General features: G+C 44.6%; 10 protein-coding genes. 5 read left to right on the forward strand and 5 right to left on the reverse strand.

The window, feature by feature from the left end:
• Window positions 1-67: 67 nt before the first annotated feature.
• Window positions 68-796, forward strand: coding sequence for a glycosyltransferase (locus G561_RS0100690; RefSeq protein WP_028857824.1), 729 nt, complete (start codon window positions 68-70; stop codon window positions 794-796).
• Between the two features lie 3 nt (window positions 797-799).
• On the opposite strand, the gene G561_RS0100695 is transcribed toward G561_RS0100690, so the two are convergent.
• Window positions 800-1,390, reverse strand: a complete 591-nt coding sequence (locus G561_RS0100695) for an O-acetyl-ADP-ribose deacetylase (RefSeq protein WP_081794328.1) — start codon at window positions 1,388-1,390, stop codon at window positions 800-802.
• Window positions 1,391-1,472: 82 nt separating this feature from the next.
• Here G561_RS0100695 and G561_RS0100700 point away from each other — a divergent pair, with 82 nt between their 5' ends.
• Both G561_RS0100700 and G561_RS0100705 read left to right on the forward strand, forming a co-directional pair.
• On the forward strand, window positions 1,473-2,558 hold the full coding sequence (locus G561_RS0100700; RefSeq protein WP_028857826.1) for a PTS sugar transporter subunit IIC: 1,086 nt from the start codon (window positions 1,473-1,475) through the stop codon (window positions 2,556-2,558).
• 142 nt (window positions 2,559-2,700) lie between these two features.
• Window positions 2,701-3,234 carry a DUF2058 domain-containing protein gene (locus tag G561_RS0100705; RefSeq protein ID WP_028857827.1) on the forward strand — a complete coding sequence of 178 codons (534 nt, stop codon included), beginning with the start codon at window positions 2,701-2,703 and terminating at the stop codon, window positions 3,232-3,234.
• 193 nt (window positions 3,235-3,427) lie between these two features.
• Here G561_RS0100705 and G561_RS13685 read toward each other — a convergent pair whose 3' ends face one another.
• Together G561_RS13685 and G561_RS0100715 are read right to left on the reverse strand one after the other, a co-directional pair.
• Entirely contained in the window at window positions 3,428-5,101 is a 1,674-nt protein-coding gene (locus G561_RS13685) for an alkaline phosphatase family protein (protein ID WP_037031426.1), read from the reverse strand.
• A gap of 124 nt (window positions 5,102-5,225) precedes the next feature.
• Entirely contained in the window at window positions 5,226-6,842 is a 1,617-nt protein-coding gene (locus tag G561_RS0100715; protein ID WP_028857828.1) for an alkaline phosphatase, read from the reverse strand.
• 387 nt (window positions 6,843-7,229) lie between these two features.
• Here G561_RS0100715 and G561_RS0100720 point away from each other — a divergent pair, with 387 nt between their 5' ends.
• Window positions 7,230-8,168 carry a DJ-1/PfpI family protein gene (locus tag G561_RS0100720; protein ID WP_051584278.1) on the forward strand — a complete coding sequence of 313 codons (939 nt, stop codon included), beginning with the start codon at window positions 7,230-7,232 and terminating at the stop codon, window positions 8,166-8,168.
• Between the two features lie 524 nt (window positions 8,169-8,692).
• Window positions 8,693-8,860, forward strand: coding sequence for a hypothetical protein (locus G561_RS15505; protein WP_167667687.1), 168 nt, complete (start codon window positions 8,693-8,695; stop codon window positions 8,858-8,860).
• A 109-nt stretch (window positions 8,861-8,969) separates the two neighbouring features.
• Here the strand turns inward: G561_RS15505 and G561_RS0100730 are convergent, their stop codons facing one another.
• Both G561_RS0100730 and recG read right to left on the reverse strand, forming a co-directional pair.
• Window positions 8,970-10,703, reverse strand: a complete 1,734-nt coding sequence (locus G561_RS0100730; protein WP_028857830.1) for a flavin-containing monooxygenase — start codon at window positions 10,701-10,703, stop codon at window positions 8,970-8,972.
• 82 nt (window positions 10,704-10,785) lie between these two features.
• Window positions 10,786-13,020: an ATP-dependent DNA helicase RecG gene (gene recG / locus G561_RS0100735; protein ID WP_028857831.1), complete on the reverse strand. Its 2,235-nt coding sequence runs from the start codon at window positions 13,018-13,020 to the stop codon at window positions 10,786-10,788.
• Window positions 13,021-13,213: the final 193 nt, after the last annotated feature.

Raw genomic sequence — 13,213 nt, forward strand, 5'->3', positions numbered from 1 at the left:
GAGTTATGCCAATGTTTGGTTGGCATAATTCTTAGCGTACTTATCTTGTGCAATATAGGATGGCCCCGTGTCCTCACTTAGTATTGTTGTTATTACCTTAAATGAAGCCGAGCGTATAGGTGGCCTACTTGATGATTTGGTGCAACAAACGCATCAAGACTTTGAGCTCATCGTCGTCGATTCAAACAGTGAAGATGAGACTTGTGCAATCGCACGCAGCTATGCCCATCTTCTGCCCAGCCTACACGTCGAACCCATGCAGCAAAGAGGGGTGTGTTTGGGCCGCAATACAGGCGCTAGCTTGGCCCAGCATCAGCGTCTCTTGTTTTTGGATGCTGATGTGCGCTTACCCCCAGATTTTTTACAACAAGCACTGCAATACCTTGCTACTAAGCAACTTGAGGTAGCTGGGGTTTATTTGTCCCCAAAAGGGCTGCCCAAACGTTATATCCTAGGCTATAAATTGTTTAATATGGGCATAGGGTTAACCCAGTATGTGTTTCCTACGGCGATTGGTGCTTGCCTATTCTCCACCAAGTCCATTCACAACACGATTAATGGCTTTGATATGAGTGTTACTTTGTGTGAAGACTGTGATTACGTTAATCGAGCCAGTCGCCACACTAAGTTTCGGATGTTGCCACTTGGATTTACCTTTGACCCAAGACGACTAAAACAAGATGGCATATTAAAAACGGGAAGCAAGTATCTATATGCCAATCTGCACCGGTTATTAATCGGTGAAATTCGCAATCAAAAAATACGCTACGACTTTGGCCATTATAAGTCGAAATAAGCTTTAAACCGCTTTCAGCTTTTGCTGATAGATAGCAGCATCAGAAGCTGAAAAACAGCAGAAAACAACCTCTTCGATGACTCCACCTGTCTGTGCAACCTTAGTTAGGCTGTGTAGCACACTATCAATGGCAATATCAGTAGCGTCACTAATAGGGTAGCCATAGACACCGGTGCTAATCGCCGGGAAGGCGATGCTAGTTACATTATGCTGATGAGCCAGTTCTATACAATTATGGTAGCAATTGGCCAATAGCTCAGCTTCCCCTCTATCTCCTCCGTGCCACACTGGACCCACCGTATGAATAACGTACTTTGCCGGAAGATTAAAACCAGGGCTTATCTTGGCCTTTCCAGTTGGACACCCTTGTAAGGTGCGACAATAGTTAACCAGCTCTGGTCCTGCCGCTCGGTGAATGGCCCCGTCGACACCGCCGCCGCCCAGTAAGGTGGAATTGGCAGCATTAACAATAGCGTCAACTTCAAGTTGAGTGATGTCGGCTTCTATTACTTTTAACGTGACGTTATGGGGCTTACCTTCAGCATCGGTTATTTGTAGCTGTTTTTGTATTAAGGGGTGCTTTAAACTAGACATGTAGATCTCCTTTATTACTCTGATAATTATTATAATTTTAATCGATTGTTTTTATCGATTGCCTTTTATGTAGGATATGGTTATGCCTCAGTCTGCCACTACCGCTACCCCTGTGCGTGATTTTTTTAACAAGTACTTTATTGACGCCTTCACTGGCATGGCCTTGGGTTTATTTGTCACCCTGATTGCAGGACTAATATTCTCCCAAGTAGGCTTAGCGTTAGACATGCCACTGCTGATGGATTTGGGAAAACTGGCCTCAATATTAATGGGAGCAGGGATTGGCGTTGGCATTGCCTACTATCTCAAAGCCCCAACCTTAGTGGTTTTTGCCTGTTTGGTGGCGGGCATGATGGGCGCTCACTCTGAAGCATTAATGGCAGGGCACTTATTCACAGCACAAACTGGGGCGCCGCCGACATTTTTGGCAGTACCCGGCAACCCTATTGGCGCCTATTTGGCCACTGTATTTGCCTATCGTGCCGGAACTTGGATTCAGGGCAAGACCAAACTGGATATTATTTTGGTACCTTGGGCAGTAGGCTTGGTGGCTTTGGCCGTATGTGCTTGGCTAAATCCACCGGTGGTCAGCTTGGTCAACAGTATCGGTACTGGCATTCAGATTGCCACTCAATTGCAGCCCTTTATGATGGGGATAGTCATCTCTGTGGTGGTCGGCTTGTTATTGACCATGCCCACCTCAAGTGCCGCCATTTGTATCGCTATTGGGCTTAATGGATTGGCAGGGGGTGCTGCAGTGGTTGGCTGTGCGGCGCATATGATTGGCTTTGCAGTAGCCAGCTATAAAGATAATGGCATGAGTGGGGTCATTGCTCAAGGGCTCGGCACCAGTATGCTACAAATCCCCAATATCTTTAAAAAACCTATTATTTTATTGCCGGTAGTGATTGCCAGTGCCATTGTAGGGCCTATTGCCACAGTTGGCTTTGGCCTGATGAGTACTGCCAGTGGTGCTGGTATGGGAACCGCTGGATTTGTGGGAGTATTTGGGGTATTAGAGGCCTCAGCAGGGGTACTAAGCTCTAGCCAAATTTGGTTGGCCATTGGGCTATTGATGTTTGTATTACCGGCGATTATTGCGGGTGTGGTCGCTTGGTTAATGCGCCGTGCGGGCTGGATTAAAGACGGTGATATGAAACTGCCCTAATGAATGCTGCATGTTTATTGGCTATTAGTTATTGGTTAGTGCTACTGAAACTTGCTACTATGCGCTGATTATTTTTATTTTTTTTATTCATTTATTTATTTGGTTTTTACGATTTAGGTGACTTTTTATGGCAAAGAAGACTGTGGCAAAAAATGCGCTTCAAGAGCAGTTATTAAAAGCAGGGTTGGTCGATACAAAAAAAGCGAAAAAGCTAACCAAACAAGCGCAGCACGCCAAACGTACTGGCAATGCTCCCGATGCAGAAATTAAAAAATCTGTGGCTGAGGCTCAGGCTGAGAAGCTTAAAAGAGACCAAGAACTGAACCAACAAAGACAGCAGGCTCTAGAAGAAAAAACTTTGAGAGCCAATATCGTGCAGATGATTAATCAGCATCAAATCACCGATACCCAAGGTGATATCGAGTACCGCTTCGTCGATGATTCTAAAATTAAGAAAATCAACATCACTCAGAAGCTGTTTGATCAAATCGTTGCCGGTCACGTCAGTATTGCTCGATTGGAAGAAGGCTATGCGCTATTGCCAAGACCGTTAGCAGATCGTATTAATGAGAAGCTAGAAGGCTTTATTGTCGAGTCCAATGATAAGGCGGAGGATGAACCTGCTGAAGATGATCCGTATGCGGCTTATGTTATACCTGATGACTTAATGTGGTAGTAACAGGATTTTGATTTGGTAGTAAAAACTCAGTGCTAAGCACTCAGCTTTTGCGGTATATAATCCTTTTTTATAGGCATAATTTATAACCCATATTTATAAACCTCGTTTATAAACACAAAAAAGAGGCTCAATTTGAGCCTCTTTTTTGTGATTAAATTTTGTTCTGTGTCATTTAATCCTAAAGCTGAAACTATTTAGATTCGGCAAGGTTAACCAAGTTAGCGGCATAATCCATAATATGGAAGATCTCATTTTGCTCACTGGTACTAGAAACCAGGCGGGCTCCAGGACCACGGGCATAGATAGGTACGTCTTCGGCAGCATGAGTTTCTGAATCCAATGGCACTAAGGCTTCTTGGTGGAATCCTGAGGCGGTGGTATCGACATTGGCTAAGCTATGCTTATCGCGGCCGCTATTGGCTTCAAGATCATACACTGCGTCGGCATCAGTTTCGTCGCCTAAATCGTGAAATCCTAATCCATTGGCATAACTTAGGGTAGTGTATGGTTTATTATCTGCTGCTAAATCTGGTGTAGATTTTGGTTCACCATGGTCATCATTGCCAACCACTTTACCTAATATCGGATTGCCTCGAGTCGGGTAACCTGCCAAAGTTAGGACATGGCTATGATCTGCGGTAACAATGATTAGCGTGTCTTCTGGTGAGGTTTTTTGCATAGCAGCTTCTACTGCTTTGGAGAACTCGATGGTGTCGGTCAAAGCGTTATAAGCACTGCCGGCATGGTGGCCGTGGTCTATCCGTCCAGACTCAACCAGCATGAAGTAGCCGTCTTCATCTTGGCTTAATAAATCAATGGCCTTTATCGTCATTTCTGTTAAAGACGGTTCGCCGGCTTTATCATTTTTGCGATCGGCTTCATATTGCATGTGGGAGGAGTTGAATAAGCCTAATACTTTTTTGCTATTGTTAGGTAGAGCTTCAAACTGGGCTTGGTTTTGCACCACCACACCGCCGGTTTTTTGTTGCCATAACTTTGTCAGATCTTTTTGATCCAAACGTTTACCAGACTTACCTTCAAGATCGGTCGTAGTCTTAGCGATAAAATGACGACGACCGCCTCCGAAGGCCACATCGATATAAGGGGACTCAACGAATTGAGTAGCGATATCTTTACAGCCATTACGTTTGGCTTCGTCAGACAGCTTGTCATCGCTTTCCCAGTCACGCTCAGAAGATTTGGCGTAGGCAGCGGCAGGGGTAGCGTGAGTCAGACGGGCTGTGGTTACAATACCGGTAGCTTTGCCCGCCATTGAGGCTAGCTCTAGAGCAGTCACTAGCTTGGCATTTTGTTCGCCTTTGTCACCGGCACACGTAGCACGATTGGCACGATCGCTAACCCCAAGTACCCCGGCTTTGGTTTTGACTCCAGTTAACATCGCAGTTGCGGTGCCTGCTGAGTCAGGGGTCTGCTGGTTGGTATTGTAGGTTTTAACCAAACCGGCATACGGCATTTTTTCAAAGGACAGTAAGTTCTCTTCCCCTGACTGTCCTTTATTTTGACCGTCTAAAATGCGAGCAGCAGTTACGGTTGATATCCCCATACCATCGCCGACAAACAGAATGATATTTTTAGCTTTGCCTTGCTCGTTGGCCGCTTGCTGGCGAGCATCTGCAACGAATTTTTTAACTTCTGCTTCGTTTTGGGCCACTTTTACGGCGCCAGCATTAAACCAAGCTTTGCTGTCTGCATCCAGCGGAGCTTCAACAGTCGCTGTAGGAGCTGAGGTATCAGTAGCCATAGTGCTACAGCCGGTAAGGGTAGCCAAAAACAGAGTTACGCTGGCGGTTAATAGCGTTTTGGCAGAAGTGGTTTTATTATTAGAATTAGGGCGATGCAACATAAAATTTCTCCGGTCGGTGGGCGACTTATTTTTTATCTAAATATTTTTTTCTAAATATATAGTGATCTGCTTCTATTGTTATCAGCTTGTCTTAATAAAGAGCACTTTAAGAGCCTGGTCATGGCTATTTGGCCACAACCCCAAGACCTAGTGCCTTATTAATCACATGGAACACCGCGTTTTGTTCCATAACCCCCTGAACATAGGCAGAGCCTGGGCCAGTCGCATGTAACGAGACATCCTCACCAGCATGTGATTCTGAATCCAGTGGCACTAAAGCTTCTTGATGATACCCAGGTTGAGTGGTATCAATATTAGTCAAATCTCGGCGACCAGCTTCAGGACCCGCATCATAAGCAGCGTCTGCATCGGTTTCCTGACCTAGGTCACGATAGCCTAGACCATTGCCATAGCTTAGAGTGGTATAAGGCTTGTTATCTAAGGCCAGTTCAGGCTCAGACTTTGGTAAACCGTGCTCATCCGTTCCAGAGACTTTACCCAAGATAGGATTACCACGTTTGGGGTAGCCGGCAATAGTAAATACATGACTGTGATCGGCGGTGACCATAATTAAGGTGTCATCACCCGCCATTTTTTGGGCTTTATCAATCGCTTCAGAGTATTCAATAGTATCTTCTAAGGCGTTATAAGCGTTGCCTGCATGGTGCGCATGATCGATACGGCCAGACTCGACAACCAGCACATAGCCCTTACCGGTTTTGGCACTTCGATTTTCTAACAGTTGTATCGCTTTGGCAGTCATCTCGATTAAGGAAGGCTCCCCTGATTTGTCATTACCACGGTCAGACTCATATTGCATATGCGATGAATTAAATAAGCCTAGGACCTTATCAGTATCATTAGCCAGAGCATCAAAGCCCTTTTTATCTTCTATATAGACCCCACCGGTTCGGGTTTTCCAGATATCTACAAGATTTTTACCATCGGTGCGTTTTCCTTTTTTACCTTCGCTATCGACAGTATCTTTACTGATGAAATGACGACGTCCTCCACCAAAGGCGACATCAATACCATCGCCTTGACCCGGCTTGGTCCCAAACTCAACGAATTGGGTAGCAATGTCTTTACAGCCATTCATTTTGGCTTCGTCAGTAAGTTTGTCATCACTTTCCCAGTTACGCTCAGAGGTCTTGGCATAAGTGGCTGCAGGCGTGGCATGGGTTAGGCGTGCAGTGGTAACCACCCCTGTTGATAGGCCTTGAGCTTCTGCGTATTCAAATAATGTGGTTAATTCACGGTCTTTTGAACTGGCACAGTTCGCACGTAACGCATCTGGGGCTATGTTCAACACTCCGGCTCGGGTTTTTACCCCAGAGACCATTGCGGTCATTGTCCCTGCAGAGTCTGGGGTTTGTTGGTTGGTATTGTAAGTTTTGATTAAAGCAGTATTGGGATAACGCTCGAAGCTTAAATAGTTCTCTTCGCCGAGCATCCCTTTTTGTTGACCGTCCAAAATACGGGCAGCGGTTAGGGTTGAGATGCCCATTCCATCGCCAACAAATAAGATGACATTTTTGGCTTGACCTAGGTCCTTGCTAGCAGAGGCTTTCTGGGCAACGCTGGCTTTTGCATCAGTAAACCAAGGGTCATTGGTTTGATAGTCTGGCAATACTTTTGCCATCGAAGTACTACACAGACCGGCCAAAGTGGCGGCTACTACTGCGTTTAAAGCGATTTTAAAAACACGGTTGTGTGTTGGGCGGGTTTTTTTAGTAGTCATATTATTATCCTAAGTAAGCCATCAGTAAGCGATTGTTATTCGGACTGTTTTTATAGTTATTTATTTTTACCAGTTTGGTATTACAAAGCGGTTACTTTTAGAAAAATATCAGAAATAAGATGAATTAATTGGCTGGTATCGTTGGGAATGTAATAAATGGGACAAATCAGTTGATAAGATTAATCGATACGCAGACTCTACAAAGCTTACTAAATACCCAAAAATAGTTTACTTCTACAACTGTCAATCTAAAGTGAAGTTGTTAAAGTGAAGCTACTAACAGTGAAGTTACTATATGAAATAAGTAACTGATTCATATTAAAAAGCTTTGTAAATAAAACCTATGAAGAAAAAACTATTAACAAAAGCAAAAAAGGGAAAAGTAAAATGAATATTAAGGAAACGCTAGAAAATCTAAATATTAAGCAAACCCTAGGTAGCCTAAAAGAAAGTTTAGGCTTCGAAGCTCAAGAAATCGAAGAGGGGATTTATATACCTGCCGAATCAGCATTGAAGGTGGCCGCCCCCAAAAAAACTAATTATGACAATACCAAGTACGACAATCCTTATCAGGGTAAGCAAAAGATACTTATGGTGTGTACCGAACAACAATTAATGACCATGGAAAATGGTAAAAAATTTAAGACTGGCAACCACCCCGTCGAAATGATGGTGCCAATACTGCACTTCAACAAGGCTGGTTTCGATGTGGATGTATTTACCCCAACTGGCAAACCAGTGGCCATAGAAGAGTGGGCGATGCCAACAGAAGACGACCAGGTGCAACAGATCTATCAGTCGTTTAAGGATAAATTGCAAAACCCAAATAGTTTGGCAGAGTTTGTTCAGGACAAAATGGCAGACAGTAATGACTATGTCGCTATCTTTATACCCGGCGGCCATGGGGCGATGTTGGGCTTGCCAGAAGACAAAAACTTAGGGGAGTTATTACGTTGGGGCTATGATAGAGACTTGTATACCTTAGCAATTTGTCACGGTCCTTCAGCTTTACTAGCTGCCAATCTAGATAGCGATGCAAGTTCTGATACGGCGTCTAATTCCGACAATGAGTTTATCTTTAACGGCTATGAGATCGTCGCATTCCCCGATGTAATGGATAAGCAAATGCCAAAAATGGGCTATCTACCTGGTGATATGCCATGGTATTTCGGTGAAAAATTAGAAGCGCTAGGAATGACTATCAATAATAAACTGGCAGTAGGTCATACCCATCAAGACAGAAAACTTATCTCTGGTGACGGTCCCCTAGCTGCTAATGATTTTGGCAAGTTAGCTGCTCAAGAGTTATTGAAAATGTTTCAGTAGTTTCTGCTAGTTTTATTAGTTTCAATGTAGTTTCAACGATAATTTTTCATTGTATTAAGCCTGAGTTTTGGAGCTATTAACGACCGAACCTCAGCCATTTAACGGTTATGCATTGATATTTCAGCATAATAGTATCGGTTAGGTAATTACTGGTCACTATCTCCTCTTTGCTGGTCACTATCTCCTCCTTGATAGGATAAAGGCTTAATAGTCGCTAATGGGTAATAAATATTTAGAACAGTAACAATAATTAAGTAGTGCAATTTAATATTACATTCCAAATACAGTAGATGCTTGTTTTAAAAAACCAATTTGATACTATTATCTTAAGTCATTATTTAGTAGGTTCATTAGTGCTTAATCTGCATTCTATCAGGCATTCAAGCCCTGTTAGCTAGATTGAGTCAGATACTTAGATAAATAATAGCTTTGGGTATATTAAAGTCTAAATTAATACCCTGAAGTGTCAAGGAACAAGATTTTCAACAATAAGTTTTCTATAAAAACCAAAAAAGGAGTCAATCATGGCTAAGTCTGATATTAAAGAGTTAAAACAAGAGCTGAAGAAAGACATCAAAAAAGCTAAAAAGAAAGTAGATAAAAAGGTCAAAGAGCTGGACAAGCTAAAAGACCAAAAAAAGAAAGAAAAAGCTAAGAAAGACAAAAAAGAAAAGAAAGCTAAAAAGAAATAAGCGCAGTTAATGGCTTATCAAAAAAAGAGGATGGCGAAAGCTGTCCTCTTTTTTCGTTATAGATTTATTTGTTATAATTTTTTTATTATAAATAAAGGTAGGCAGCTTTTTAACGCCCAAAGCGTAGCCATTTATCGGCGATACGTTGGTGCTTTAGCATCACAATGTCACTAAGATAGTTGTTAGTAACATACCAAGGAAAGCGGTCTCCTTGTTTGGGCAATACATCTTGAGCACGGCGTATATAGCCTGCGGTTAATGAGCCCATAACGGTATCTGCTTGTTTGATGGCTTGGTCTCCATCGCTGGCAATAGAACTGGGTAGTACAGTACTGTGCCCATTTTGCTGCATATAGCGCAGTAATCGCACGATATAATCACAAGCCAGATCAATCTTTAGGGTCCACGAAGCGTTGGTATAACCAAAAAGTACCGCTAAATTGGGAACGTCTTCTACCATCACCGCCTTATAGGTCATACGCTGCTCTACGCTAATCACCTCTCCATCAACTATCACTTGTGCCCCGCCCAACATTTGTAGCTTTAAGCCGGTGGCAGTAACGATGATATCTGCTTCCAAATGCCGACCTGATGTGAGTGCAATGCCAGTGGGCGTAAGACCTTTTATGGTATCGGTAACGATATCGGCCTTGCCTGTCTTTAACGCTTTAAATAAGTCACCATCAGGCACAGCACAAAGTCTTTCATCCCAAGGATTATAGTGGGGCTTAAAATGCTCGATAGGCACATCACTGCCCTTAAGCTCATTTTTGACCCGTGTCACCAAGCTTTTTTTCATCACGCTGGGCGCTATTTTTGAAAAGCGATATAGGCCTTGCTGAAGAAGAATGTTTCTCCAACGCACTAGGTCATAAGCGGTCTGCGTACTTAGGTGAAAGCGCTTTTTTAGTGTTTGTAAGCTGTCATCTTCACTGGGAATACTGCCGATATAGGTGGGCGAGCGTTGTAGCATGGTGACATGGGCTGCACTTTGGGTTTTGTGCTCGGGGCTAGAGCTTAGCGGCTGTACTAGAGCAGGAACCAATGTCACTGCGGTTGCACCGCTACCAATCACTACCACGCGCTTATTGTCGTAATCAATATCATCCCGCCACTGCTGAGGATGAATCAGCTGGCCTTTGAATTGCTGCTGACCATTAAATTCAGGTTGATAGCCTTGCTCGAAATCATAGTATCCAGTCGCACCAACCACAAAGCGACTAGTGACGGTGCGAGTATTACCAGTGCTAACCTCTTTTAAAGTGGCGGTCCAGTATTTGTCTGAGCTGGACCATTCAATCTTGGTAACTTCGGTATTAAATTCAATTAATGGCTCAATGGCAGCTTCTGCTGCGGCGTCTTCGATATAAGCTTTAATGGAGGCGGCGTCAGCCAAGGTCTTTTTTCCCACCCAAGGACGATGCGCAAAGCCAAAAGTGGTCATGTCTGAGTCGGAGCGTATGCCAGGGTATTTGAATAAATCCCAAGTGCCGCCGATGGCTGATCGTTTTTCAACCAAGGCCACACGACCTTTTTTTAGCCACTTTGACAGCAGCTTATCACCGCTTAGATGGGTGGCCATGTCTATACCAGAGATACCAGCGCCAATAATCAGTACTTCAAGTTGTGGCTCTTTTTTACCAAAAGGTAGGCTGGGTGTCAGTCGTCGCACTGTGGCCGTAGCTCTTCTGGGTAAGTTGGGTAGGGCGGGTAGTTGCGGTAGTTTATCCTTCAATCTATATTTCAGCGCTATGCTTGGTGCTCCAGCTGATTGCTTTGAATGGCTAGAGAGGTCGGAGTCTGAAGGGGTAGTCGTTGTTTTTCGTTTACGGAGTATGCGCATGGTTCTTCCTTGAACTAAGGTTTATGGTTATTTGATTGTTTGATTGTTTGATTGTTTGATTGTTTGATTGATTGATTGATTGTTACACATTGGTATATTTGCTCGCCTCTGGCATCCAGCGGTGAATAAGCTGGGTCACCTCTGTCTTACGAGAGTCATCGTTAATCAAGCGTTTGGCAAGATGGCTAGCAATCATCAGCAAATTCTCATCACGGCTTAAATCTGACACATAGTAGCCGACATTACCCGTCTGACGTTTGCCCAATAATTCCCCTGGGCCACGCAGTTGTAAATCCTTTTGGGCAATCACAAAGCCGTCGTTGCTGTCCCGCAGTACATTAAGGCGCTCAATGCCTGTCTCAGATAATGGGGTTTGATACAACAACACGCAGAAGCTTTTGGTCGAGCCACGACCGACACGGCCCCGAAGCTGGTGTAGCTGTGATAATCCCAAACGCTCCGCATTTTCAATCACCATCAACGAAGCATTGGGCACATCCACTCCGACCTCAATGACGGTGGTGGCCACCAATAAGTCCAAATCACCGTTTTTGAATGCGGCCATGACCGCTTGTTTTTCTGCGCCTTTCATCTTGCCATGCACCATGCCAATACGGATATCTAAGCGCTCGCTTAAATCAGCATAAGTGGCTTCAGCGGCCTGAGCATTTAATGTGTTCGAATCATCGACTAGAGGGCAGACCCAGTAAGCTTGCTTGCCTTCTTTACAGTTGACAGCAATGCGCTCAATGACCTGATCACGGCGAGCCCGGTCAATGGTCACCGTGGTAATCGGAGTGCGCCCTGGTGGTAACTCATCGATAATTGAGGTATCCATGTCGCCATAAGCACTCATCGCGAGCGTACGCGGGATGGGAGTGGCGGTCATAATTAATTGGTGCGGGGTACTATCGGCAACGCCTTTGTCAGTCAATGCCATGCGCTGCTCAACGCCAAAGCGGTGTTGCTCGTCAATAATTGCTAAGCCTAATTTGGCAAATACCACAGACTCTTGGAACAGGGCGTGAGTACCGACCACGATTTGCACTTCGTTTTCTGCTACTTGTGCTAAGGCTTCACGGCGCTGTTTGGCAGTTTGCTTACCAGCCAGCCAGCCGACACCGATATCTAATGGCTCAAACCAAGCTTTAAAGTTAATCAAATGCTGCTCAGCTAGGATTTCAGTTGGGGCCATCACTGCTACCTGCCAGCCACTGTCCAAGGCATAACAAGCTGCCAGTGCTGCCACTAGAGTTTTACCCGCACCCACATCGCCTTGTACCAAGCGCAGCATGGGTATTGAGGTGGCCATGTCGCTGGTAATCTCTTTTACCACCCTGTCTTGTGCGCCGGTTAAGCTAAAAGGTAGATTATCTAGTAGCTTTTGCGCCAAGGGGCTGTCACTGTCGCACTTTGGCGCTTTGTGCTGGTGCAATTGCTTACGGCGATACAGCATACTTAGCTGATGCGCGGTTAGCTCTTCGACAATCAGGCGCTGGCACGCGGGATGTTCCCGCTGTTTTAATTGCTCTAATTGAGCCGCTTGCAGTTTGATATCAGTATGCATCGGCGGAGTATGGATCAGGGTTAACGCTTCAAATAAAGTGAGAGACTGCCAGCTTGGAGCGCCGGTGCCACCAGCATTGGCCGGTGGGTTGGTGGTAGCTACGGGTAATCCATAACTGTTTTTCGGTAATGGAGCCGGTAGATGATTGACCGCTTCCCAGTCCGAGCTATTAAATACAGATAAGGGCAGACCTTGTTGATGCACGGTTTGTAATGCCAACTTCAGTAAAGTACGTAATTTATTCTGATGTAAGCCCTTCACCGTAGGATAAATAGGCTGCAGTCCGGTATTGACCACAGGCGCACCAGGAGCCACCACATTATATTCAGGATGAGCCATTTGAACGCCGTACCGGCTAAATTTTACCTCACCAAATAGTCTTAAACGTGCGCCCAAAGTCATGGTCTGTGCCAGTCCAGCGTAGACTTTAAAAAAACGCAGTTGCAGAGCGCCGGTCGCATCTTCGACCACCACAGTCATGCCGCTACGTTTGTTGTCCACGTAGGTTACTTCCCCTTCAATAAGGGCAGATTGACCATCTTGTAGGTCATTGATGTTCACTAGCCGGCTACGGTCCTCGTAATCTCGCGGCAGATGTAGCAGTAAATCAAACAATCGCTGAATACCTAACTGCTCAAGCTGTCCTTCAATCTTGCTACCGACACCTGCCAGCACATGGACCGGCAAATCCACAGCAGTTTGAGTGGCATTAGTAGAGGCCTGAGAAGAGGGGTTTAAGGAGGTTGGCATAGCGAGTCTCTTGATTGGCTGAATTTAAGAGCGATTTATATTTATTATAGTAAATGGGTAGTAGTAAGTCCCTTTAATAACAAATTAAAGAGGCTGTTTTACCGGATAATCAGAGCTTATTATATATCCTGTATTTGGCCTAAGATTTTTTGGGCCCAGACTGTTATCATACGCATATTATTGGCTTTATAAA

It is taken from the genome of Psychrobacter phenylpyruvicus DSM 7000 = NBRC 102152 (assembly GCF_000685805.1).
Taxonomy (GTDB): Bacteria; Pseudomonadota; Gammaproteobacteria; order Pseudomonadales; family Moraxellaceae; genus Psychrobacter; species Psychrobacter phenylpyruvicus.

Coding starts and splice junctions, on each gene's coding strand:
- G561_RS0100695 (WP_081794328.1), bottom strand. CDS start 1,390: ATGTCTAGTTTAAAGCACCCCTTAATACAAAAACAGCTACAAATAACC.
- G561_RS0100700 (WP_028857826.1), top strand. CDS start 1,473: ATGCCTCAGTCTGCCACTACCGCTACCCCTGTGCGTGATTTTTTTAAC.
- G561_RS13685 (WP_037031426.1), bottom strand. CDS start 5,101: ATGTTGCATCGCCCTAATTCTAATAATAAAACCACTTCTGCCAAAACG.
- G561_RS0100715 (WP_028857828.1), bottom strand. CDS start 6,842: ATGACTACTAAAAAAACCCGCCCAACACACAACCGTGTTTTTAAAATC.
- G561_RS0100720 (WP_051584278.1), top strand. CDS start 7,230: ATGAATATTAAGGAAACGCTAGAAAATCTAAATATTAAGCAAACCCTA.
- G561_RS15505 (WP_167667687.1), top strand. CDS start 8,693: ATGGCTAAGTCTGATATTAAAGAGTTAAAACAAGAGCTGAAGAAAGAC.
- G561_RS0100730 (WP_028857830.1), bottom strand. CDS start 10,703: ATGCGCATACTCCGTAAACGAAAAACAACGACTACCCCTTCAGACTCC.
- recG (WP_028857831.1), bottom strand. CDS start 13,020: ATGCCAACCTCCTTAAACCCCTCTTCTCAGGCCTCTACTAATGCCACT.